The 24,323-nt window shown below is 43.9% G+C and carries 19 protein-coding genes; 6 read left to right on the top strand and 13 right to left on the bottom strand.

Annotated elements, in window-relative coordinates:
* Positions 1–370 precede the first annotated feature (370 nt).
* A complete protein-coding gene (locus tag IGJ74_RS11635; protein WP_218192945.1) occupies positions 371–1,234 on the top strand; it encodes an Rgg/GadR/MutR family transcriptional regulator in 864 nt (287 codons plus the stop codon).
* A gap of 311 nt (positions 1,235–1,545) precedes the next feature.
* On the opposite strand, the gene IGJ74_RS11640 is transcribed toward IGJ74_RS11635, so the two are convergent.
* A complete protein-coding gene (locus tag IGJ74_RS11640; protein WP_008378667.1) occupies positions 1,546–3,339 on the bottom strand; it encodes an oligopeptide ABC transporter substrate-binding protein in 1,794 nt (597 codons plus the stop codon).
* 361 nt (positions 3,340–3,700) lie between these two features.
* Between IGJ74_RS11640 and IGJ74_RS11645 the strand changes: the two genes are divergently transcribed.
* The 5 genes from IGJ74_RS11645 to IGJ74_RS11665 all read left to right on the top strand — a co-directional run bounded on the left by IGJ74_RS11645 (position 3,701) and on the right by IGJ74_RS11665 (position 8,459).
* Positions 3,701–5,002, top strand: a complete 1,302-nt coding sequence (locus tag IGJ74_RS11645; RefSeq protein WP_218192944.1) for a DUF1576 domain-containing protein — start codon at positions 3,701–3,703, stop codon at positions 5,000–5,002.
* Positions 4,999–5,349: a hypothetical protein gene (locus tag IGJ74_RS11650; protein ID WP_008378669.1), complete on the top strand. Its 351-nt coding sequence runs from the start codon at positions 4,999–5,001 to the stop codon at positions 5,347–5,349. Before IGJ74_RS11645 ends, IGJ74_RS11650 begins: the two co-directional genes overlap by 4 nt.
* Before the next feature lie 168 nt (positions 5,350–5,517).
* Positions 5,518–5,880: a YxeA family protein gene (locus IGJ74_RS11655; protein ID WP_005235132.1), complete on the top strand. Its 363-nt coding sequence runs from the start codon at positions 5,518–5,520 to the stop codon at positions 5,878–5,880.
* A 7-nt stretch (positions 5,881–5,887) separates the two neighbouring features.
* Positions 5,888–6,640 (top strand): ABC transporter ATP-binding protein, encoded by a 753-nt coding sequence (locus IGJ74_RS11660; protein WP_005235131.1) that lies wholly within the window; start codon positions 5,888–5,890, stop codon positions 6,638–6,640.
* A gap of 13 nt (positions 6,641–6,653) precedes the next feature.
* The gene (locus IGJ74_RS11665) at positions 6,654–8,459 is read left to right on the top strand and encodes an ABC transporter permease (protein ID WP_005235129.1); all 1,806 of its coding nucleotides are present in this window, start codon (positions 6,654–6,656) and stop codon (positions 8,457–8,459) included.
* Positions 8,460–8,556: 97 nt separating this feature from the next.
* Here IGJ74_RS11665 and IGJ74_RS11670 read toward each other — a convergent pair whose 3' ends face one another.
* From IGJ74_RS11670 to IGJ74_RS11725, 12 genes are all read right to left on the bottom strand, one after another.
* Positions 8,557–9,270 carry a demethylmenaquinone methyltransferase gene (locus tag IGJ74_RS11670; protein ID WP_086332506.1) on the bottom strand — a complete coding sequence of 238 codons (714 nt, stop codon included), beginning with the start codon at positions 9,268–9,270 and terminating at the stop codon, positions 8,557–8,559.
* Between the two features lie 252 nt (positions 9,271–9,522).
* Entirely contained in the window at positions 9,523–13,566 is a 4,044-nt protein-coding gene (locus IGJ74_RS11675) for a pectate lyase-like adhesive domain-containing protein (protein ID WP_218192943.1), read from the bottom strand.
* 21 nt (positions 13,567–13,587) lie between these two features.
* Positions 13,588–14,214, bottom strand: coding sequence for a hypothetical protein (locus tag IGJ74_RS11680; protein WP_086316318.1), 627 nt, complete (start codon positions 14,212–14,214; stop codon positions 13,588–13,590).
* On the bottom strand, positions 14,207–14,830 hold the full coding sequence (locus IGJ74_RS11685; protein ID WP_218192942.1) for a hypothetical protein: 624 nt from the start codon (positions 14,828–14,830) through the stop codon (positions 14,207–14,209). Before IGJ74_RS11685 ends, IGJ74_RS11680 begins: the two co-directional genes overlap by 8 nt.
* 2 nt (positions 14,831–14,832) lie before the next feature.
* A complete protein-coding gene (gene pilM / locus IGJ74_RS11690; RefSeq protein WP_086316320.1) occupies positions 14,833–15,879 on the bottom strand; it encodes a type IV pilus biogenesis protein PilM in 1,047 nt (348 codons plus the stop codon).
* 108 nt (positions 15,880–15,987) lie between these two features.
* On the bottom strand, positions 15,988–16,740 hold the full coding sequence (locus IGJ74_RS11695; protein WP_008378680.1) for a prepilin peptidase: 753 nt from the start codon (positions 16,738–16,740) through the stop codon (positions 15,988–15,990).
* A gap of 67 nt (positions 16,741–16,807) precedes the next feature.
* Positions 16,808–17,299, bottom strand: coding sequence for a pilus assembly FimT family protein (locus IGJ74_RS11700; protein WP_016613456.1), 492 nt, complete (start codon positions 17,297–17,299; stop codon positions 16,808–16,810).
* A 78-nt stretch (positions 17,300–17,377) separates the two neighbouring features.
* Positions 17,378–18,589: a type II secretion system F family protein gene (locus tag IGJ74_RS11705; RefSeq protein ID WP_016613457.1), complete on the bottom strand. Its 1,212-nt coding sequence runs from the start codon at positions 18,587–18,589 to the stop codon at positions 17,378–17,380.
* Positions 18,590–18,592: 3 nt separating this feature from the next.
* Positions 18,593–19,903: a type IV pilus twitching motility protein PilT gene (locus IGJ74_RS11710; protein WP_008378685.1), complete on the bottom strand. Its 1,311-nt coding sequence runs from the start codon at positions 19,901–19,903 to the stop codon at positions 18,593–18,595.
* Positions 19,904–19,994: 91 nt separating this feature from the next.
* A complete protein-coding gene (locus IGJ74_RS11715; RefSeq protein ID WP_008378687.1) occupies positions 19,995–21,569 on the bottom strand; it encodes a GspE/PulE family protein in 1,575 nt (524 codons plus the stop codon).
* A 14-nt stretch (positions 21,570–21,583) separates the two neighbouring features.
* Entirely contained in the window at positions 21,584–23,632 is a 2,049-nt protein-coding gene (locus tag IGJ74_RS11720; RefSeq protein WP_142971669.1) for a type II secretion system protein, read from the bottom strand.
* A complete protein-coding gene (locus tag IGJ74_RS11725; RefSeq protein WP_016613462.1) occupies positions 23,619–24,305 on the bottom strand; it encodes a PulJ/GspJ family protein in 687 nt (228 codons plus the stop codon). The genes IGJ74_RS11720 and IGJ74_RS11725 overlap by 14 nt, the downstream gene beginning before the upstream one ends.
* Between the last annotated feature and the right edge of the window lie 18 nt (positions 24,306–24,323).

A 24,323-nucleotide genomic window follows, 5' to 3' on the forward strand; every position in this document is an offset into this window, starting at 1 on the left:
ACCACCTTGCGCGATTCATGCGTTTCATGACTTCCACAAACGAAAAGGTCTCTTTGAGTGGGGGAATCAACCAAATAACCTTTCGATTCTTCAAGATCTTCTCTTTCCTGCTTAGAATGTTCGCAGTTCGCCGCGAAAAAAGCAGGACGTAAACTAAATTTCATTTATCAATCTGTCACTGATCCTTCAATGACAAGTATCTAAATGAAAGCCTGTACTAGTTTTTAAATGGGTTGATTTCCCAAGGACCAAATGGTTCAAATTCCATGAAAAACGACCTCCTTTATTATTTGCTATACCCTATTATATTTGATAACATGTTATTAAAATCACATTGTTCAGAAATGCGTCACAATTAAGGAGGTCCCCCATGAAACAGCAAGGCTCTTTAATCAAAAAACTGCGCACAGATCGCAAAATCTCGCAAGCCAAGCTTGCCGAAGGTATTTCCTCTCGCACCACCCTTTCTTCTTTCGAAAATCGCAAAACAAATCTCTCTTCACAAACCTTGTTTGACTACTTAGACAAAATGAATATCACGGTTCATGAGTTCAGTCTGTTGATCGACAGCGAAGCCACAGGACAGAAACGTCAGCTGGTGCAAGATTTCTATACCCAATACTATGATCGAACACTGACTATCGACTACTTGACTAGCCTTGAGGAACGCTACTTTGAGACACAAAATTTTTTTTATTATTCTTTGTATGTCCAAGGCCTGCTGCTGCTCAACCGTGAATCATTTCTGATGAATCGAGGAGCTTACACCCAAGAAGTTGAACTGGTAAAGCAATACTTGTTTGATATCGAAACCTGGGGGCGCTTTGAGTTGAACTTATTCTCAAATTTGTTATTTATTTTCGACCAAGAAACCATCAGTTACTATTTAGATCATGGGATCAAAAAAATTCTTCGCTATGCCAATGATCCCTTTTATGCAAATCTGTTAAGTGTTGTGATCTTAAATGGCTGCGCCTTTGCCAGTGAAAGTAAGGATTCCTATCTGCTTAACAAGTTTCTGCTTTTGTCTCATCCCTTGCCTAATACACCTCTGTATTTTTATTTGAAAATCCATCAAGTCTTGTATCAAGAAATTTACTCCTATTTGCAATCTTCTCAATTAAACAAAGAAGTGTTAAGAAACAGCTTAATCGTTATCGAACAAGCCGGTTACCAGAACCATAAAAATGACCTGCAAAACTTGATTCATACCGTGACGAATATCTCCATTTAACATTCTTCCCTTTGAATCATCCTATATACTTACAAGCATGATTTATCTTTTTCGTAAACGCCTGTCTGCTCATTGAAGGACAGGCGTTTTTCAGTCAAATGCTGGCCTAACTTGTACACAAAAAACCAGTTAGGTGCGTAGACCTAACTGGTTTTCGGGCTAAAATCTTAAAACGTATCTGGTTTATCCTGACCCAGATTTGATTTTGCACAACTCATCCCTCCGGTTAACTATAGAAGTAAACTGAGCTGGCTTTTCAGAAAACGACAAAAGCGTTGTTCTTTTTTGATTTCAGTGATTCAACAAATCGATTAGCGAGATTCTGAAGTCACTCCAACTCGTGCCCATGGATTATGATCTGGATCATATGCCCACGTAAAGTTTGCGACACGATCAGAGACCGGCAAAACTTGGTTACGGTACAATGTCGGAATAGCAAACGCTTCTTCAAATGCATATTCTTGCCATGCATCAAATGCTTCTTTACGTTTTTCTTCATCGAAGGAATCATTTGAATCGATGGCTGCTAACAATTCTGTATTGCGTTCAGACTCGTAACGAGTGTAGTTAAAGGCTGAATTTGGTCCCCATAAGCTAGTTGGTGATGGATCTGATCCAGTAGACCAAGCAGCTTGGAAAACATCGATATCTGGATCATCATTTTTCAACTTGTCATAGAATGCTTGGAAGTCGATCAAACGTCCTGTAGAGTATTGGACATCCAAACCGATTTCTTGCCATTGTTGGACATAGTAATCTGCCAGTGGTTGTGCCACTTCTCCACCTGACATTGAAGCAAAATTGATGGTTAATTTATTGCCATCTGGATCTTCCCGGAAGCCATCACCATCAACATCGATAAAGCCAGCATCATCTAGGAGTTGATTTGCTTTATCCATATCTAAGTGGTAACCTTCCACATCAGTGCTGTGCAAACTACCATAAACCGGTGGGATCAATGTTGTACCATTTGAACGCAAGCCATGGTAGAAACGCTCACCAATCGCATCATTATCGATAGCATAGCCCATTGCTTGACGCAATGCTTTGTTGGCCATTTTTGCGTTTGGATCAAAATCAACACTATTTGTTTCGTCATTCCATGTTCCTAAATTAAAACCAAGATAGGTGTAAGATTGTTCTGGTCGTCCTAACATTTGGTAGCCATCCATATCTTGATACGTATCGAACGTATCTGTTGGCATTTTCAATACTAAATCATATTGTTTTGCATTTAGTGCTTCATTGATCGATGCAGATGGAACATTACGCATCACAATTTTTTCTAATGTTGGTGTTCCCCCATAATAATGTTCATTCGGAACATACTCTACGGTTTCCCCAGGTACGATATTCGTCATCTTGTAAGGACCAAAACCAATTGGGTTTGTCCGTACAGGATCACTGGATGGCATATCTGCTACTTCAATACCTTCAAAGGTATGTTTTGGTAATGCCGCGTTCCAAATTGCTCCACCGGATTGCTGCATTCCAGGATGCATTTCCTTAAATTCGATCTCAACTACTTTATCGCTAACTGCTGTGATCCCAGAAATCGTATCTGCTTCACCGCTATGGTATTCTTCCATTCCAACAATATTAGTAAAGTCATTATTGTAGCGAACGCCATCATAGTCTTGATGACCAATGACTTCATAAGAAAAAATGACATCTTCGGCTGTAACATCTACCCCGTCCGACCATTTTAGTTCATCACGTAATGTGATCGTCGCTTTATTGTTTTCGACATCCAAGTCTAAGTCTGCAGGTCCACCATCAATAATCTTAAAATCCTCATCTTGTAAGAATAGATATTCATGACTTGGTAACATAAAGTCACGGTCATAGGCATCCTGATAGAACTCCCACTGGAATAATCCTTGGAACTGAGTGTCCATTACTACAGCAACGTCTAAAACTCCACCTTCAATCACTTCATCATCATTGACTACCGCTAGCGGTAATGTGCTGATATCTGATGCTGCAGCGTCTGATGACGACTCTCCTGTATCTGTCGAACCTGTTCCACCTCCGTTACTTTGTCCGCAAGCCCCTAAAACAAGCGCTGCCAATAAAGTAATCATGCCAAACTTCGTTTTCTTCATACTCTTCCTCCTTATTAAATCCCCTCATTTGTGATTCACTGATAAAAAAACCAAGCAAACAGTTTTTTTTATCTTAAAATGGCTTTTTTATTAGAAAATCTGAACGAGATTAACTAAATTATAACAATTTTCTCAAAACTCTTTCCGTCAATAATTTCATCAATCTATGAAATTATTGAAAATAAGACGAAAATCATTGATAAATCGCTATTGCTTTTTTTCAAATATCCTTAAGTTTTTCTTTTATGACGTTCCTTTTCTCTCATATTTTTCGAAAAACGCCTTGTGGAAACTGTCAAAAAAACCTTCTTAGACGAGAAAAGATGTGATACTATGAAAAAAAGGAGCGTTCAGTGAAACTATGTCAGACAAACGAATTTTCTTACAAACGAAATCGAAACCTTTTGCACCGATCTCACAGCTCTTAACTCAGCGGTTGCTTCTGGCTTACAGCTGTGTGTTGATTCTACTCGGCTTGTTCACCTCGCCGCCTCAGGCATTGTGGCAAGGATCGCTGGCTATTTTGAATGCCCCTAGCAATTTGATTTCTGATTATTTTGCAATCGGCAATCTCGGAAGCGCCTTTTTGAATAGCGGCTTATTGACTTTGATTAGTATCCTGCTTGCTAAAAAGCAAGGAACCATTATTAGTGGTCCGATGATCGCCGCTTTCTTTACCATATCCGGCTTTTCTTTTTTTGGAAAAAACATCTTTAACTCTATCCCCATTCCCTTGGGTGTCTATCTATACTCTTACATACAGCAAAGGCCCTCAACCCAGTACTCACTTGTCGCTTTATTTGGCAGTGCTGCCTCACCCGTCATTAGTTACTTAGCATTTGGCTTAGGCTTACCTTTGCCCCTAGGAATCGCGTTAGGTTATGGAATCGGCATTTTGATTGGCTTAACACTCCCCCCACTGGCAGCACAATTTTTACAATTCCATCAAGGATTTTCTTTGTACAATATTGGCTTTGCCACCGGTATTATCACTATGTTTTTCACTAGCTTTTTACGATTATTTGACATGGAAGTCTATTCGAACAAGCAATTGACGACTGACTATCACTATTATCTGACGGCTTTCTTGCTGATCCTTTGTTTTTTCTTGTTTTTTATTGGTTATTTTTTAAATAAACGATCGGTAAAAGGTTTAACGGATCTTTTTAAAACTTCTGGGAAACTGATGACCGATTATGTCACAATTTTTTCACTAGGAATCACCATGATGAACATGGCAATGATGGGGCTCTTGATGTTAGTCTTTATTTTCCTGCTGCAAGGCGAGCTTTCCGGTCCACTTTTAGGGGCTGTATTGACCGTGATTGGTTTCAGTGCCTTTGGAAACCATTGGAAAAATAGTTTGCCCGTGATGATTGGGGTGGTTTTAGCCACCAAAGTCGGTTTGACTTCTGATGTATCCACCTTCAGCTTATTACTAACAGCGATCTTTGGAACAAGTTTAGCTCCGATCAGTGGGTATTATGGTCCTGTAGCTGGTATCTTAGCAGGCATCGTCCATGCAGCACTGGTCACAAATATCACTTATTTACATGGAGGATTGAACTTATACAATAACGGTTTTTCCAGTGGATTTGTCGCGGCGGCAATGGTACCATTGTTAGATGAATACCAACAAATCAGAAGGCGGCGAAAAAAATGATTGAAAAAGAACGGGCACGACGAATCGTCGATGAAGTAGTCACCTACTTTTTGTCCCATGACTGTCAAAAGATAACGAGCGAGATGGCCTTTGAAGCAGAAGGTTTCAAAGCAGTCGTGCAGGGCCCTTTCCCTGAACAGCCCTCTGATCTAGAACATTTTATCAACATGCTCAATACACCAAGAGACAGTACCTTGGAAAACTATTACGTTGAACTGTTGGGCGGTCATCAAACGATCCATGAAGAAAAAGATTACTATTTATTGGGATTAATGATCGATGAAGCCGCCATTATGTATGATGAGGGACAACTAGTCGTTGAACTGTTTCGCAAAAAATATGACTGAAGAGTAACAAGCAAACGACGTTTCTGATTTGTGGATCACACAATTCAGAAACGTTTTTTTGTTCGTTCCTCGTGACAAAATTGAAAGTTTATTGATAGATTTTTCACACTCCTTTTCAGAAAACTAGCGTTATACTTTCATCATAATAAAAAACGAGGTGACCTATTTATGAAAAAATTTTTGATTGGACTAGCAGTTGTCGTGCTTGTGGGATTTGGTGCATTGCAAATTGCTGAATCAGTCATCATGGGAGGCGACAGCTATTATGTCCAAATCACGACAGATGGCGAAAAGACGACTTCTAAAGATGACAGTGGCAATGTCTATACTCAATACCACTATGAACTACCGGCTTATGACGAAAATGGCAAAAGCAAAACCCTTGATTTCAATGGTTTCCAAGAGCGGCCTTTGCGTAAAGAAGCCTATTTGAAACTTACTTGGAATGAGAAAAAAGGCGTGACCAGCTATGAAGAGGTCAAAGAAAAAGACATTCCCGCAAAAGCACTAACTCAATTAAAAGGAGCGTAACTTAATCATGGAAAAAATTATTCAAGCAAGTGAACTTACTAAAGTTTACGGAAAAGCCAACGAAAAACAAACCGAAGCCTTGAAAGGCATCAGCTTTGATATTGAAAAAGGTGAATTTATCGGAATCATGGGAGCTTCAGGCTCCGGTAAGTCTACCTTGTTGAACATTCTTTCAACCTTGGATCATCCAACCAAAGGTACGATCCGCATCAACAACAGCGACATCACCAAACTAAAAGGCGATGCCTTGGCAGATTTTCGCAGCCGTGAAATTGGCTTCATCTTCCAAGATTTCAATCTCCTAGAAAACTTAACAGCTTCTGAAAACATCGCGGTGCCCCTTTCTTTACAAGGGGTCAAACCAAAGATTATCCAACAACGGATCAAACGAGTCGCAGAACGTTTGTCTATCACGCATATCCTCGACAACTATCCGGCAGCAATCTCAGGTGGGCAAAAACAACGGGTGGCAGCCGCTCGAGCCTTGATCACGGAACCAACGATTCTTTTTGCGGATGAACCGACAGGTGCCTTGGATTCAAAAAGTGCCAAAGACTTATTAAATATGATGGACGACTTGAATACCAATGACCAAGTATCGATTTTATTGGTCACTCATGATCCCCTTTCTGCCAGCTATTGCCAACGTATTTTATTTATCAAGGACGGGAAGATCCATCAAGAAGTGAAACGTGAGGATCAAAGCCGGGAAGAATTTTACCGCAAGATCCTTGTCATTCTAGGAAACTTGGAACAATAAGGAGGAAGAACACATGCTTTGGAAATTATCACTTACCGGAATCAAAGGCCGGTTGAAGGATTATATCGTCCTCTTTTCTGGTTTAGTCATGGCCTCAGCCATCTTCTATATGTTCGAATCAATGGCCAGCAATGAAGCCTTTTTAAAAAGCAACTCGATCATCAGTATGGTGGTCTTTATCTTTCGCTTTGGTTCTGTCTTATTGGGGATCATCACCTTTGCCTACATTTTATACGCCAATTCTTTCTTAATGGCGATGCGGCAAAAAGACTATGCCATGTTTATGATGCTAGGAGCCAAAGGACGTAAGATCGCCCAAATGATTTTCATTGAAACATTCTTGGTCGGGATCGCCGCCACTGCTGTTGGTTCTTTACTAGGTATTGGATTAGCCAGTGGTGTCAATACCTTACTAGTGAACCAATTAAATTTACAGATCAGCCATTATGCGGCCTTTAATCTACAAGCATTAGTCGTGACACTTGCATTCTTCTCGATTCTCTTTTTGATCGCTGCTATCTTTAATGCACGGGCAATTGCCAAAAAATCAATTTTAGCCTTGTTACGAGAAACCAGCACACCGGCGCAAGTCAAGCAACGTCCTTTCATGCTCTTTTTGCAAACTGTCTTAGGGATTTGTTCTTTAGCAGTCGGTTATTATATGATGAGCGACTTGATGAAATTCCAATTGGTGGGGATCGGTGTTGCCCTAGTTACTATTATTTTAGGGACTTACCTCGTCTTTCGTTCCGTGATCATCACGATTTTATCTTTACTGAAGAGGACCGATGCCATTGCTTTGAAAAGGTTAAACAATTTCACCTTGTCTCAGCTAAGCTTTCGGATTCGTGATTATACGCAGATGCTATCGATGGTAGCCATGCTCTTTGCTCTAGCATTAGGTGCTTTGACTGTTGGTCTGGGCTTCAAAAACGAGATCCCAATTATGGCAAAATCCGTTGCCCCTTATGACTTGTATTTGAATAATGCCCAAAATGCTTCTGACGAAAAAGTTGCAGCCTTAAAGCCGACTCTTGATGTCACTTATAGTCTGAAGGAAACAGACGACACCCTTTATTACAATAAAGATCAATTCAACAAGAACAACTTGCTCAGCACCAGTACGAATCAGTTGAGTATCGACGTTACCTACAACAAGCTGTCGGGAGACCAATTAGCCAAAGACATCACCGCGCAGGACCAATTGCGTAGCTACCTCTTGCCAGAACAACGAGGCAAAGAGATCCAAGTTGTCGATCAAACCGCTTTTGACACAATCAATGCCCCTGAATCCAGCTTGCGAATGGTGCAAGTCAAAGACTTTCAAGCAAGTTACGATGCATTACATGAATTGGCGCAAACAAACCAAGAAACCAATACTACTGAAACTGCCGATACGAATTTTTCGCAACGGGTCTTCGTCTATGACACGTATAATGGTCTCTTCTCCGGTTTTGAATTTATGGGCTTTTTCTTGGGGATCGCCTTCTTGACGATGTTAGCAAGCTGCTTGATGTTTAAAATTCTTTCTGGGGCCAACAGCGACATTCAACGCTATACGATGTTGAAAAAAATCGGAACCCGGACTAGCTTATTGAAAGGATCGATCCGCAAAGAGATTGGTGTGCTCTTCCTAGTTCCTGGTATCTTAGGGATGATCCATGTCTTGTTCGGATTACAAATGTTCACAACATTGATGATCGATCCGTACCACGATCTATGGCTGCCCTTTGGCATCTTTATTGCTCTCTATGCCATTTATTACGTGGTGACCATCTGGTTATACACCAACATCGTTTTACGACCAAACAAAAAATAACTCGTACAGACTTTCTGAATTGCTCAACGCAAAGAGACCATCAATCCGCTTGATGGTCTCTTTCATTTCGTCGCTCTTCTATCGAAAAAAAACGCCGTTAGCTTTGAGGTTTAACGCCCATATGCATCGCCGCCGCACCTCCTGCATAGCTTTTGACTTGCAGCACATCAAAGCCAGCTGCCTGAAATTCTCGTTTCAATGCCTCCCTGTCAGGAAAATCCCGCGCAGACTCCTGGAGCCAGGAATATTCTTGATAGCTTTTGGCGAACAGTTTGCCAAATAACGGCATGACATGGTAAAAATAAAAAGTAAACAGTTGCCGCCAGCCGATCAGTGTGGGCTGTGATGTTTCCAGACAAACGATTTTCCCGCCTGGGCGCAGCATCCGATGGATCTCCGCCAAGACTTGTTGGCGATCCGCGACATTTCTCAACCCGAACCCGATCGTCACATAATCAAAGTGCGCGTCTGGAAAGCTTAATGCCATCGCATTGCCAGTCTGCCACTGGATCTGCGTTTGTTGCTTTTTCTTTGCCTTTGCTTTGGCAACCGTTAACATTTCTTCGCTAAAATCAACGCCGGTCACTTGCCCCGTCGGACCGACCGCTTCATTTAAAGCAAACGCCCAATCCCCGGTCCCGCAGCATAAATCTAATATCTCAGCACCCATTGGTACTGCCATCCGTTTCATGGTGTCCTTGCGCCACCGTTTGTGCAGCTGAAAGGAGATAATACCGTTCATTCGATCATAACGGGAAGCGATCGATTCAAATACATCATGTACTTTGGTTTCTTTGGCTGTTGTTGCCATTGCGGCACGTCCTTTCTTTGTTCCCTCCGTTTTGCTGTTGCTTCACGTGCTTCTGCTTTTTAGTCTAGCACGAAAAAACCTGCGGAACAAAAACCCTGCTTTCCCCTTTTCCTCCAGTAAATTCCCCACAAAAAAACAGCCTTTCCTACATAGCTCCCCGCTTGTTGACCAAGGCAATTCGGTCAGCAACAAGCGGATCCAGCAGTGAAAGACTGTTCTTCTTCTGTTTGTTTTAAAACAGGTTGTTCACGTTTAATCGATGAATTCCCAGATATTGTTCCAATAAGAAACACGGTCTGCGCCATTTTCATCTTTGTAGCGCACAGAAATCAAATTACGGATGTCATGAACAGGAATGTCAAGGGTGACAGAATCCGTTACGGGTCTTTGTTGCACGTTGTATGTTCGATAAAAGGTGCCATCCATATAGACGTCAAAGGTACTAAGATTGGAATAAAAAATTTGCAGCTGATTGTTATGAACAGCAAGATTGATCAACTCACCAGTGACAGCGCGTGTGCCGGTCTGAAGCGTGAGACTGTCTTCCCCTATCAAAATGTTTTCCGTCTCTGGCTGATTCCCCGAAACTCTACCGTTGATCGTTACCGGGGTCAGAACATTACCAGCAGCTGCCTGTTCATCCACTCGAGCAGTCAAGTTCCATTCCATGCGATCCCCCGGTGCGATTGGTCGTTCTAAGTGGATCGTGATACGATCGCCAGAAAGACTAGCCGAGGCTATATTGTCTTGGTACACGAGCGCATCGACATTTAAGAACGTCAATAAATTCGGCGAGATATCTAGTGTCACGACAGCATTCTCAATATCGTCTTTCCCAGAATTTCGCGCATCGTTGCTTTCTACGATCGTCCGCAAGATCAATTGATTGCCGACGGTGATAATCGGATTGCCTTCTTCATCACGATCAAAGCTTTGCGGTACTCGCAACGTAATCGATGGGTCAGAAGGTCGAATACTGGTGACTTCAAAGGAGAGCGCTGGTGGGAAACGTTCATCGCCAATGGCATCACGATACCCTAAATAGTCCTCATAATCGCTGGCGGACGGATTCGTGCTCCCCAACTGACCATTGGGTTCCGTCGTGGTCGTATCTGGTAAGGTTCCTACGAAATCGTCGTAACGATCATTTGCAAAATCTTTCGCGTAAAATTCGATATACACATCCTCTTCAGGATCAAGGCGACGTGGTAATTGATACTGCCATGGCACGGAGTTGCCTTGTTCGGCATCAAGCGTAATGACATATGGGTCACCTGAAGCATCACGGATCAATCCTTGCGCGGTACTCGCATAAATGGCGACTCGCTCTTTTGGCTGGTCGTCTTGCGGAGAATGAAAATCCATGATCCCCGAAACTGTTGTCGTCCGTTCATTAAAGACCTGATCCTCTGCCACTTGCAGACCAGTCGGTGGTCGTACATCCACGACGACCGCATCAGGCAAAGCGGCAATACTCTCTTCTGTTGCATGAATGAAAATCGAATCATCAACATCCTCCATCGTTGGGTCTAATCCTCGGTGGGCACGCAGCACTTCAAAACGTTGACCTGTCTTGAAAAAGTCGTCCCGCGTCCATGCGATCACACCATTATGCACCTCACCAAAAACATCGACAGTTGATTTGGAGGAAAGCCATTGCGTTTCAAGCTGGTTGCCCGCTTCGTCCTTCAAAGCAACTTCCACCCAGACCTCATCATCCCAAGCATCGCGAATCGCCCCCGTGTATTCATACGGAACGACCGCTTTGGCATAAAAGGTTTTGTCGGCATTGGTCGGGGTCACTAAGTGCTGGATCATTGGCGGATAATTATTGGCAGAAAATCGCGTGTAGGCATTCCCGCCCCTAAAAGTCGTACTGTTGAATTCATTTGAAAAAGGCTCTCCCGGCTGCGGACTAACGATTTGTGCAAAATTGACATTGCCTAGTTGATAGCTCAGTGGATTCCAGAAATTGTCCGGATCACCATCTAGATTCACGTCGTTGCGCTTTTCCCAAACCGCTAGTCCAACACGATTAGACATAAAGGTACTGTTACGGTTCGAATTAGAAAAAGCTTGTCCGCCATTCGGACGATTATTTCGGAAGTCATAAAACAGTGGTTCATCAATCACAAAATTGCTTCTGGCAACCGAACTGATTATTCCATTATTTGCACCTAGGGTCCGACCTTCCATTCGAAAAGTCGCGTCTTTTCCAGCTAAGAACTCGGCTTCTCCGCCTTGCATCCAAACAGCAGGTCCACGATGTGCATAGATATGGATTCGACTGTTTTCACCTTGTGCATGAAAAACCGAAGTTCCACTGCCATCAAGAGGAAATTGAATGCCTTGTCGACCAGCCGTATCTGAGCCATTACTGGCAGTAATGGTGGAATCAGCAGATGGGTCAAATTCTCGTTCTTCATCATTGTACTGATCAAATACGGCAAAACCTGTTTCATCAATATAGATGCAATCATCTGCCGCAGTTCTGGTGCCTGCATGGTTAAAGATATTCAACTGACCGGCTGACTCCACATAGAACTCGTTGTTCCGCCCGTACATCCGCACTGCAGCCGCATTTCCGTGGTATTTGACGATATTCATTTTCCCTTGGTCGGCAAGCACAAAGGTCTGTTCCCCGACTAAGCGAAACCGCATAACTGAACCATACTCATGATGTTGCCCATCACCAAACATATTAAACTGCGACCCTTCCCCAGTTACCGTCACATTGCCGCCGAGTTTGGTGGTCGATCCCGCTTTTGAAATTTGATTGACAAAAGCAGTGGTTCCTCTCGGTACACCACTCGTGGGAGCAGGCGCTCTAGAATAGGAGTTTACGACCGCACCACCAGAAATAATCGTACGAGAAAACTTATTTTGCGTTTCATCCCGTTGTCCAATCAAGGAAATGATTGCGCCGTTCGCTCCCGCTAAATTCATTTGTGATGAGGCATTTAAGACCGTGCCTTCTCCATCGACTTCAAAAATCACCTCGTTAGTACGTCCTTCGAGATTTGCCCAAATTGCTTGCCACTGGACACTATAGAGATCTACTTTGGAACCCTTATTGACCCGAAACGAGGTTGAGATATTATTGTTGTCTGGTCGGAGCCGAAAAATCGGCTGCGTATTTGAGATCTTGACATCCGCCTCATCTGTGATCAAGACACTTTTGACATTAAAGCTGCCAGTATCTGAACTGTTGCCCGCGGCTGGGTTCCTGTGAGCCACCCAATGGAACGTTCCGCGAATCTCGAGATTTCCTTGTTGCAAATAAAGGAAATTATTGCCTGTACTTCCCTCTAGCACACCACTTTTTGCCTCGATATTTTCTATTTTGACCGTCCAAAAAGCTGAGGCTGCCAACGATTGTTGATAGATCAACGCGTTTAATCCTAGATTGTTTCCCTGAAAATCGATCGTCATATTTTTCAACTCAAAGACCGCTGGCTGATGATCATGGGTAGTCGTCAGTTCAAAGAAACGTCCAGTAGGATTCGTGCTATAGTTTGGTGTCCCGTTCGTGTTGAAACGCTTCGGTGTGGTTAAGGTAAAGCCATTCCCATCGATGGACACCGACCGATCCAACGCTGTTAAACGATTGTTGGCCTCATCCGTATAATCAGCGGTAATGTCAGCGAGAAACACGATTTCAGAGATCGATGAATCACTAAAAGCAGCCCGCAGCGCTTGATAGTCCGAAACTTCGGCACGCTCTCCTTGCGTCGCCCGTTCTGAAAGCAGTTCGACTGCCGCTGACTCATTGGTTTCCTGCTGCAGAATGTCAAGCAAGGCTACTTCTTCTACAGCCTTGTCAGCTTCCAATCGCAAGGCTTGTCGTTCCTCGAGAGAAGGCGGAGCGATTTTTTGCAGCGTCCGATTTCCCCGCTTAAGGACAAATTCGATGGCTTCTTCTTCTCCTAAAGAAACTGGTAATGCCAAGGACAACGTTTCTTCCGTAGGCGCCACTTCGATCGCCACACCATAAACACCCTCTTGTTCAGCTGGATGCAAGGTCGCTTCCTCAAGCTCAAGCATTTCAAACATTTCTAATGACACCAGCGCTTCATGATTTGCCATCAAGAAAAGCGTCTCGCCAGCGGCTTGTTCCGATTCGATCGTCAATACATATTGTCCTGTTTCTGGGTCAAAGTGACCGGACACTTCATAAGAATTGCCACCATGGATAGCAAAGACCGCATACAAGACAGAAATAAAGATAAAGACCCCTAATGCAGCGGCAGCCAGTTTGATTTTCGAGACAGTCGCTAGAACAGTAAATGATTTCATCTAGGCACCCCTTTCCTTTGATTACTCCAACAGTTCTTGTCCCGTTTCAAAGCTTGATAGATAATACAGCTTGATAACGACACTTGCCGAAAACGCATCTGCTCCTGACGTATTGCTTCCTTGCCGATATTCGACTGATTCAACTTTTAAAAAGCGATTCAGGTTTTCCATCCGATCAATAAAACGCACGATTCCTTCATTCGTCTCACTCAGGAGGTCAAAGCCGATCCTTGTGACCCGAAATTGCGTAGCCAAAGGATTGTCACCAGTCTGATCTGCCATTTGTTCTGGTGTAGGGTAAAGCATCTCCTCATTAAAGGTCGATTGCAAAATCGTGATCGGCAATTCCGTTTCAAGGGCAGCGAGATCGGTAAAATAAGACTCGATCGCCATGCCATTGGGAATGATCGGCACCTCATTGACCGTCTCTGAGGAAAGAAGGTCTGGTTCCCCTTGTAGGTAAACCAGCTGTTCCTGAATGTCGCGGATCTCTGCTTCGATCCCAGCTAATTCCTGAGCCAATTCGATCCCTTCGGCACGTTTGGGATTCAGTAAAAATAGCCAGAAAATAAGTACGGAGGTAGCGAGAACTAGCGCAATTACCGCGGAGATGATGATGTGTTTTTTGGAGAAAAAGACTTTAGTCATCCGCTTCCACCTCGCTTTCCTCTTCGCTCTCTTCACTGATCACTTGTGGTGCAGCGATTCGTGAGAGGTAGACAGTGATGCGCCCATCTTGCGGCGTTGAACTATGAGAAAAAGATTCATAAGTCACATGATGTACCCAATCGATTGCTTCAAAAGCCGATTTAAGGCGAATCAGACTTTCATAAACATCCCCTTGGACTGCCATGCTCACCAAAGGAAACAATGGTGTACCGTCTTGGGCTGTTTCGGACATTGTCCCCTCGCCATTTAGCAGCAAATTATACGAATTGATGGTCACATCGATTCCTGATGCCACTTCCTCAAAGGTTTCCATAATAGGCGCTGTGAAATATTTCTCTTGCTTTTGCAAGGCAATGAATTCTTGCAGGTCTTGAGATTTTGACGCTAGCATCTCTTCTAACTGGCGCTGGAAAACGATGCGCTCTGCTTGACTAGACATGATATTGCTTTGATTATTGGTCACCAGCCTTTGATAATACCAAAAGCCTAACCCACAAACCCCAACGACTACTAACGAAAGGAGAAGCGAAACCGAAAGAATGACTTCAAACGCCCGATTACGGATAAATTTATTAGGCAATAGATTGATGTTCATGGTTACACCTCTTTCGTCGCTAATCCCGCAGCCAAGATATAGCGGTCGGGAATTTTTTTCTTGCTGGTTTCACTTACTTTTGCGGAAATCGTTTTGACCGGCAAAGAAGACAACTCATGAAATATTTCTTGGACTTCTTTCCGCAGCATTGGATGACCGCCGACTAAGTAGATTTTTTTCAATTCACAATCAGGCGAGATTTCCTGATAATAGTAAGCAATCACCGAATTCAAGGTTTCTGCTAACCCTTCCAGTGCTTGGATCTCCGCACTTTCCCTAAAGTTCACTTGCACAGATTGGGCTTTTTCAATATATTTCCAGTTGGCTTGATTATAATCTTCATACTGCACGTAAGTCGGCACCAATTCTTCAAAAAAGGTGATATTAGCGATGCCAGCATCTAACTCGACCAGCACAAAATTTTCACTCCAGTTGATCTGTCGCTGAAACATACGACTATACGCCAGAAAACTGCAATCGACGCCCATCAGCTGATGGCCGCCTTTTTTCAATGTGTCGCCGAGTTGAATCAAAATCGGCTCTGATGTGACCACGACTGGCACATTGCCATTGATGGTAAACCGATTCCGCTGGATGACCACAGCTTGCGGTTCTGCTTTCTCTTCCTTCTTGCTGGCTTTTTTCTTTTGTGCTTTTGGTGCTTTTTCCTTGTTACCTTTACCAAGGATCAGTAGATCAAAAATCGGGTTTTCAAAAGGCAAAGAGATGGACTCCCCCAATTCAAAATACAAGTACTCGCGAATCTCTTTTTCCGAGTTCATCTTACCGATTGGGATCTGTTTGATCAGCAGACGAGAATTTAGTGCCGTGATCACCACACTCATCGTGCGTAATCCCAAGCGTTTGGCAATCTCATTGAAGGCGGCTTCAAGACTATCAGGATTGCGCAGCTTATCATCTTTAAAAATCGTACCATTCACAACCAGCTCGCCGTATTTGAGACGGTCACCTTTTTTGGTACAGTAACGGATGCAGTTTTTTTGGATGTCGATCCCTACTAAGCGGGGAATTGTTTTTTTGCCAAACATACGAGGACCTGCTTTCTTCTTGTTGGTTTTATATGAAGGAACCAACGTTATTTCTATGTACAACGCTTGCTTAGCAAATCAAGCAAACGCCAAGGTCAGCAACCCAATTCAAAGGAACCAGCCGCTGCCAAGATAAACCATGCCGGTAGCAATGGCGATAAAGGGACCAAAAGCAATGTAGCGGCTTTTGACTTTGCCCCGTAGCATTTGGATCACGTAAAAGATCACTGCCAAGCAAGAAGCGACAAATAAAACCGTCAAGACTTGCACTGGGCCGATATACACGCCTAAGACGGCAAATAATTTGATATCGCCGCCACCCATGCCTTTTTTACTGAGCTCCGCTAATAGATACAATGGCAAGAAGCCAGCAAAGAAGCCGACGAGCCAATACCACCAAAATTCATTTTGCGGTTGGATCAACCGTAAACCGATCCCTCCGGCGAAAAAAGGGGCTAACACTTTATTGGGGATCAGCTGATAGAAGATGTCGCTGGCAGAAATAATGGCTAATAAGGCTAATAAACACCAAGCGGCAATCACTTCAGCAGTGCCCCAAAACAGCAAGGTCGTACCCGTAAATAGCATGCCGATCAACACTTCATAAAGAAAAGCAATCAGCGGGATCTTTTTTTGACACTTACGGCACTTGCCTTTTAAAATAAGGTATGATAAAACTGGAATGAGGTCCCTTGCACCTAATGTCTGTTGGCAGTCATCACAGTGCGAGCGAGTCAGCAGGGATTCCTTTTTGGGAACCCGCCAACCAACCACTAGGAAAAAAGAACCTAGACACATTCCTATGATGAAAAGATAACCAATGATTAGGCCCATTGGGATCTGTTGCAAAATTTCGTTCATAAAAAACTCCTTTTTTCCTGGGGGTGGTAGTGCTTAAGTAATTTGGTTCATGTTTATGTTAAATGTTTTATGGTGTTCCGGAACCGAATAACTGAGCACGTGTTAAACTGCTTACTGCATCTTGATCCATACCTGTTATAGCAACAGATGGTTTTGTTCCCGCAGATAGGGCAGCAGCTGGGAGATCCATTGTTAATGTCCCTTCTGATGTAATAGTGAATTGCACAGTTGATAATGAAGCGAAGCCCCCTCCATTATAAAGACCAGCAGTATTTACATCAGCAAGTGTGAAGGTATTATTATTTCCTCCACTAGCAAGACCTTCAGATGTTGACTGGTGCAATACCGCTGCCGAATAAGCAGTCTGAACATCTGAAATCGCTGCATCTTCACGGGCGTTCTGAATAATATTTCCGATTGCAATCACACCAATCCCTGATAGAATCGCAATGATCACAACAACAGCAAGTAACTCAACCAGCGACAAACCTGTCTCATCTTTCATTAATTTGTTAAAACGATTTTCTGTTTTTTCTTCTACTAAAATTGCACTAAGCATACTTTATTTACTCCTCCTACTTTTCCTAAAAATATATATCAAACAGAATGTCTAGGAACTCTGTTAATATCCAAATTGTTATCCTTGAATAGCACCAAAAAGATCAAACATCGGTACCATGATCGCAGCGACGATCAATCCAACAATGACACAAATAACTAATATCACTGTCGGTTCAAGAACTGTTTTGATTCGTTTACTGGACTCGTCCACTTCTTTTTGAAAGATAATACTTAGTCTTTTCAGCATATCTTCAAGGGAACCAGTACTTTCCCCGATTTCTACCATCTGAGTGACTAATAAAGGAACGTTAATGTTTCCACGAAAAATATCACTCATTTTGCCCCCTTCTTCTATTTGAAAGGCACAATTATCAATGATTCGCTTGATAGATTTATTGGACACGACATCCCGACTCATATTCAACGCTGTGACCATACCAACCGAACTACCCAGTAAAGTCGACAAAGTTGTCATAAACAGTGAATAATTATTTTTAATCGCTAATTCACCGAATAATGGTATTTTTAAAATGAAACGATGAACGGCAAAATCGATTTTTTCATTTCGACGGATGAGCCAAAAGCCGATCATAATGCCTACAATAAAGATTGCTAAAACCCATCCTCTAGTTTGAAGAAAGTCACTGATAGCCATGGTAATCACAGTAATTCTTGGTAAGTCTGTATCAAAACTTTCAAATACTTCGACAAACATCGGGACGATCATAACTAGTAAAATGATACCTACAACAAACGTCATCAAGATCAAAATGATTGGGTAAACCATCGCTGTTACGAGACCACTCCGATTTTCAGCACTTTTCTCATAGTAATCCGCCATATCCGTTAAGTTTTTTTCCAAAGATCCTGACATTTCCGAAACGGCGATAACGCTTGTCAACAAAACTGGAAAAGCATTTGGGTGGGCTTTATAGGCTTCTGAAAGTGGTCGTCCGCCATCAATCTCATCCCGAACTTCGCCAAGAATTTTCTTGAAATTCGGATTTTTTTGCTGTTCTTCCAGCATTCGTGAAGCATCAACAATCGTAATCCCCGAAGCGATCAATGTCGAAAACTGGCGTAAGTATGCAACTAATAATTTTAGAGATACTTTGTTGAACAATTGAATCTCTTTATTCGCCAAGGTTTCTGGCTGTTCGATCAAACTGTTGACTTTGATATGCTTTTGGCGCAGCTTTTGGCGGGCTTCAACGGAGGAATTGGCACGTAAGCTGCCAGAAAACGTTTCGCCTCGGACATTGGTGCCTTGATAGGCAAAGAGTGCCATCGGCTATTCGCCCCCTTCCTCCATCAAGTTATCTGCCACATCGGCATCGACCCGTTCCGCAGCAACGAGTTCTTCTAAAGAAGCGCTCATGGTATGCATGCCTTCGTTTTTTCCCATCTGCAGCATATTATGGATCTGGTGGGTTTTCCCTTGACGGATCAAGCTGGCGATCCCTCGGGTATTGAGCATCATTTCGGTTGCTGCTACCCGTCCGTTGCCATCGATCGTTGGCAGCAAGCGCTGGGACAAGATCCCTAGTAATGCGCCAGCAAGCTGTGTACGAATCTGAGTCTGCTGATCGGCAGGAAAGACATCGACGATCCGTTCAATAGTCGCTGGGGCACTTGACGTATGCAAGGTTCCTAATACCAAGTGTCCCGTTTCCGCTGCCGTCAAAGCAATCGAGATTGTTTCAAAATCCCGCAGCTCCCCTACTAAGATGACGTCTGGATCTTGACGCAGGGCAGCTCGTAAGCCATTGCCAAAGGACATGGTGTCGCTGCCGACTTCGCGCTGGGCAACGATGCTTTTTTTGTGGTTATGGATGTACTCAATCGGGTCTTCCAACGTCAAAATATGCGTCTTTTTGGTATCATTCAAATAGTCCAGCATCGCAGCCAGTGTCGTTGATTTCCCTGAACCGGTCGGCCCTGTAACTAAGAACAAGCCTTGGCTTTTATGGATCAGAGTCCGCAAGACGGTCGGCATACCGAGTTTGCTTAGCTTCGGGATCTCGATGGGGATCTGCCGCAAGGCGATCGAAACGGTATCTTTTTGGCGGAAAATATTGACCCGAAAGCGACAGATGTCGCCTAGTTCGTAGGCCAAGTCGGTCTCGCCTTTTCCCTTGAATTCCTCCCATTGCCGTTGGTTGCAAAGGATTTCGGCAATGGCTTCGATGTCCTTGGTGTCGATGGTCGGAACCCCTTCGATCGGTAGCAAGTCGCCGTGGCGACGAAAAATCGGCGGTACGCCTTCGACTAAATGGATATCCGATGCTTTTTGTTCGACGGCGATCATCAACCAATGATCGATCCGCTCTTTAGGTGACATGGCAGCAAATTGCGCCGCTTCGTTGCGATTGACGCCCTGTGTACTGCTGGCAGTCGTCGTTTTTGTCACTGCTTGCCGTTCTGCTTTTTGAATGATCTCCCGCGTCGAGACAGATCGGTCTTGATCGCTCTGGCGACTGTGGGCACGTTTTTTTTCTCTCAGTTCACGATTTTCCCGAATGCGGGTACGGGTCGGAGCTGTTTTTTCTCTCGTCGCCCTTTTGGTTGCTCGCTCTTGTGTTGCCACTCTCGTTTGATCCATTAAACCAGCCCCTTTCTATGTGCATTTCCTTCTAAAACAATGTATGTAGTTCTCCGGTGATCCCTGGATCACCGATAAATCAATCAGCGCCTCACTCTTCTGCAGCGACCACCTTCAAGACTTCTTCGATGGTGGAAAAGCCTTGTTGCACTTTGTCTAACCCATCATCCAACAAAAAGCGCATCTTTCGTTCCTGAACATAATCCATCAGCTGGTCGTTGGTCGCTTTGTTCGTGATCATACGGCGCAGCTTGGCATCGATCGTCAACAGCTCTTGGACGGCCATTCGCCCTTTGAATCCCGTATTGCCACACTTTGGACAGCCCACGGGTTGTGCCAGTTCCGTAACCGTGATGCCATAGGATTCAAATAACTGCTTGTCCTTGTCGCTGGCTGGTCCTACTGTCTTACAAGAAGAACAAAGGGTTCGGACGAGCCGTTGAGCTAAGATGCCTTCTAACGCATTGGCAACCAGAAACGGTTCTACCCCCATGTCGACTAAGCGATTGATGGTGCTGACGGAATCATTGGTATGCAGGGTGGATAATACCAAGTGCCCGGTCATGGAAGCCCGAATCGCAATCTCCGCCGTTTCGCCATCTCGAATCTCTCCCACCATCACGACATTGGGGTCTTGTCGCAAGATCGACCGTAATCCAGCGGAAAAGGTCAAACCGACATTGCTGTTGACTGCCACTTGGTTGATGCCTTGCAGCTGAAACTCTACTGGGTCTTCGACGGTGATAATATTGATCTCCGGCGTGTTCAACTCTTGCAGCGCCGCATACAAGGAAGATGATTTCCCTGATCCTGTCGGTCCTGTGACAAGAATGATTCCATGGGGTTTATGCAAAATCGCTTTAAAGGTCGCCAATACCTTCGGTTCAAAGCGAAACTCATCTAGGCGCCGAATGCCACTGGAGCGATCCAACACCCGAATCACGACTTTCTCCCCATGAATGACAGGCAAAACCGAGACCCGCAAATCAACCACGTTGCCCCCGTTACGAATCATTGCCCGACCATCTTGTGGCACACGTGTTTCGGTGATATCCAAGGAGGAAATGATTTTCAGTCGTGAAGTAACACCAGTCTGAATACTCTTAGGCAAGTTTTCATGGGTACGAAGCTCCCCATCGACCCGTAAGCGAACAACTAATCCTTTTTCTTGGGGATCGAAATGGATATCACTGGCGCCCCGATCCACTGCATCTTGCAGCAGGGTATTGACCAATTTTACGATTGGCGAATCATCTAATTTTGAGTCGCCTTCTGGATCGATGGTTTCAACGAGAGAGTCGCTCAAGCCATCCAAACTGATCTCAGAAGGGTAATCGCGAACGATCAGTTGTTGGATATCGGCATTGTGGGCTTTTTGCGGACGAATCAATAACCCAGTGATCAAACGCATTTCATTGATCGCCGCATAATCCCCAGGGTTTGCCATCGCAACGGTCAAGCGGTTGCCTTTTTTTTCTAATGGAAAGACGCTGTGCTGTTTGGCAAACGAGCGGGGGATCAGGGACAAAACCTCTGAGCTGATCTCTAAGTCAAACAGGTTGCCTGTTTGTGTTTTCTCAGCGGTGGTTGAACTTGGACTACTCTCAGACTTTTTGAGAGGCCTTCTAGGTTTTCTACGTGGCGTTCTTTCACTTGATTGCGGCAACTGGCGCCCTCCTTTCAATAATCGAGTTTGTTGATATAGTCAAACATTCGTGTAACGGTTAAATATGCTTCATCATCAGACCACATGTTTCGATCCAAAAAACTTCTGAGGATCGTTACCTCCCCCGGTTGCGCCTGACTTTCAAAGTCGCGGACGCGATAATTGACGCCTAATTGTTGCAGTTGATTTTCTAGTTCCACCTGGTCATCCATATAGTAAGGTACGAGAACGACCGTTCCTTCAAGACGACGGTTATGAGCCCCTGTTGCTAAAAATGTCGGGTCAAATAATGCCAAATCTGGCAGTATTTCCATGACAAAGGTCGACTCTCTATCCACAGCTAAATGAAAGGGTTCAACGCCTGTATGACCCAAGATCAGCTGGGCACCATTTTTTAAGGTGATTTGATTCCAATACGCTGGATCTCCATAATAAGAATCAAAAACCGCTGAACTGCCGGCTTCTGCTAATGCCAATCTACGAGCAGTTTTCGGCGCATCGATAAATGAAAGCCCGTGAACCTCCATTATGGTATTGCTGCCATCCAATGTGATTCTTGACGGGTCATGGGGCACTGTGAATTGATTTTGATTCTGAAAATACGAGAAATCATCGATCGTTCCACCACTAGGCATCATCGTATTCGTCAGCATAAAATCACCATAAACAGTAATCCTTCGTTCCGTATCTTCGGTACTATGCACGATCGAGCCTTCCGTGACTGGTCCCGCATAAAAATTGCTGCTCGTCAGAACCATCGACGGCTTCATAAACGTCAAACTATCATCTGCCGCAGGGTTCTGTTTCGTAGCTTCTCGATGATAAAAATTAAAATAATTGGTATTTAATTCGCCTAACCCAGTGCCCGCATCCGGTGAATTTACGGAAACATTCAGATGGCCTTCAGCAAAGAGAACCCCTTCTTGCTCAACTCTCGAAGCCGAACTATTGGTGTTGTTGATCCATACGTTTCCAGCAAGGATATCCGTATATGCTTGTGAGAGGACCAAGCGACTGCCAGCTCGACTGCCCAAATCGATATACATTCCTAAACCGGCTTGCAAGAAGATGTCTTTGATCACGTTCAACCCGTTACTAGGCTGTCCGCCATCATTCTGGATCGCAAGCAGACTTTTTGCCGAAAATTGCCCGCTTCCCTGTCCTTCCATCTGGACCCCATGATTAAAGAAAAAGGAACCATCGAAATGCAGCCAATTAAGAATCGGCTTTGTTCGAAAATCTAAAAATCTGCCGTCTTGAAAATCTTGCAGGACATTGTTGGCAAACCCGAATTGCAAGAAGTCATCCGATTCAAAAGCGAGATAATCAAACGATGGACGTACGCGTTGAAAATCGGCGACTTCAAACAATTTTCGAACCCAAGTATCGGCGGATACAGCTTGCCCTGCTGTAGAGGGTAAGTAATAGGGATAAAAAATGTTTCGCCAAATATCCAGCTGTGTTTGTCTTTGTTCGAGGTCTTCTTCTTCAAGCTGCATTTCATAGATATATTCGGCAGAAGCTGTATGTACTCGCGGTTGCCCTTCAGCCAATTGCGTCTGATCCGTGACTTGCGATTGAATTCGAATAATGATTTGAAGATTGGTTTTATCTGGCAGCATCGAGGCGGATTGGATCCATCCTTGCTCCCCACCAGATTTGGTCATTACATAAGGGGCGATCTCATTATATTCATAGTCAACGACAGAGGAGGTAAAAGAAAATGTATCATCAATGGTCTCATTCACATCGACTTCGTCCAGCACAAATCTCAATTCGTTATCTAGATGGTCTTGCCAGTCATTATTATTAGAATAGAAGCCGCCATTCTGCATGGTTCGAGTGATGAAATCATCTATTCTCAGTTTTAGCTCCTGAGAAGCGAGTTGAAAGGAATATTCGTGTACATCTTCCACTCGACGGAAGCTATCTATCGTTCGAATTTGTGAATTGACATTTCGAGCAACAAGGAAGACCAAGCCAATCATCAAAGAGGAAAGAATGATCGCCGCGAGGGCATAAATCAGCGCAAAACCAGCTTCATTTTGTCTACCATCTTCCATTCCCGGGTACCCCCCCTCTTGCTTTCTCATTGTCACGATAATTGATCGTAAATTCTCGTTTATAGATAATCTGCTTGTGGTAATCAGTGACCAGCTCCTCCATCTGCCACCAGCCAGTCAAATCATCATAATAATCCGCAAAGTTGATCGTTTCCGTGTAAAATAAAACGAAAAACTTGGTCTGGATACTGAACGTATCGCGATAATTTGGCGTATAGTGATGGGTCAACGTCGCTTCATTCTCATTTTTTTGTTGAATGATCTTTAACTTAATCGTAGGATCTTTCGTATCATAGACTCTGGCACGAATATTGTTGGTATCTGTGATATCCGTCACAACCATTCGCGGACTGCCCTCTTCCGTAATCGTTGCCCCTAAGGTTCCTTCGGGCATTGTTTTGACAATATGTTCCTCGTGGAAAAGAAGACTATCATATTTTCCTAAATACCCCGCATGTTCATAGATACCATCAATTTTGGCGATTTGGTCTGCTTGCGCCAAGATTTCATTCGCTATCCCTTGAAAGGCAGCAATTCGACCTTGACGAACAGAAGCTTGGACGATCAAAAAGAGTGTCCCAGAAAAGAGTGCAATGATGATGCCGAATATGACCATCGCCCCTAACAATTCGACAAGCGTGATTCCTTGCTCATCCTGTAATCGATGCTTCATCTGCGCCCCTCCTTTGCA

The sequence above is a fragment of the Enterococcus sp. AZ009 genome, assembly GCF_050548785.1.
Classification (GTDB): domain Bacteria; phylum Bacillota; class Bacilli; order Lactobacillales; family Enterococcaceae; genus Enterococcus_D; species Enterococcus_D entomosocium.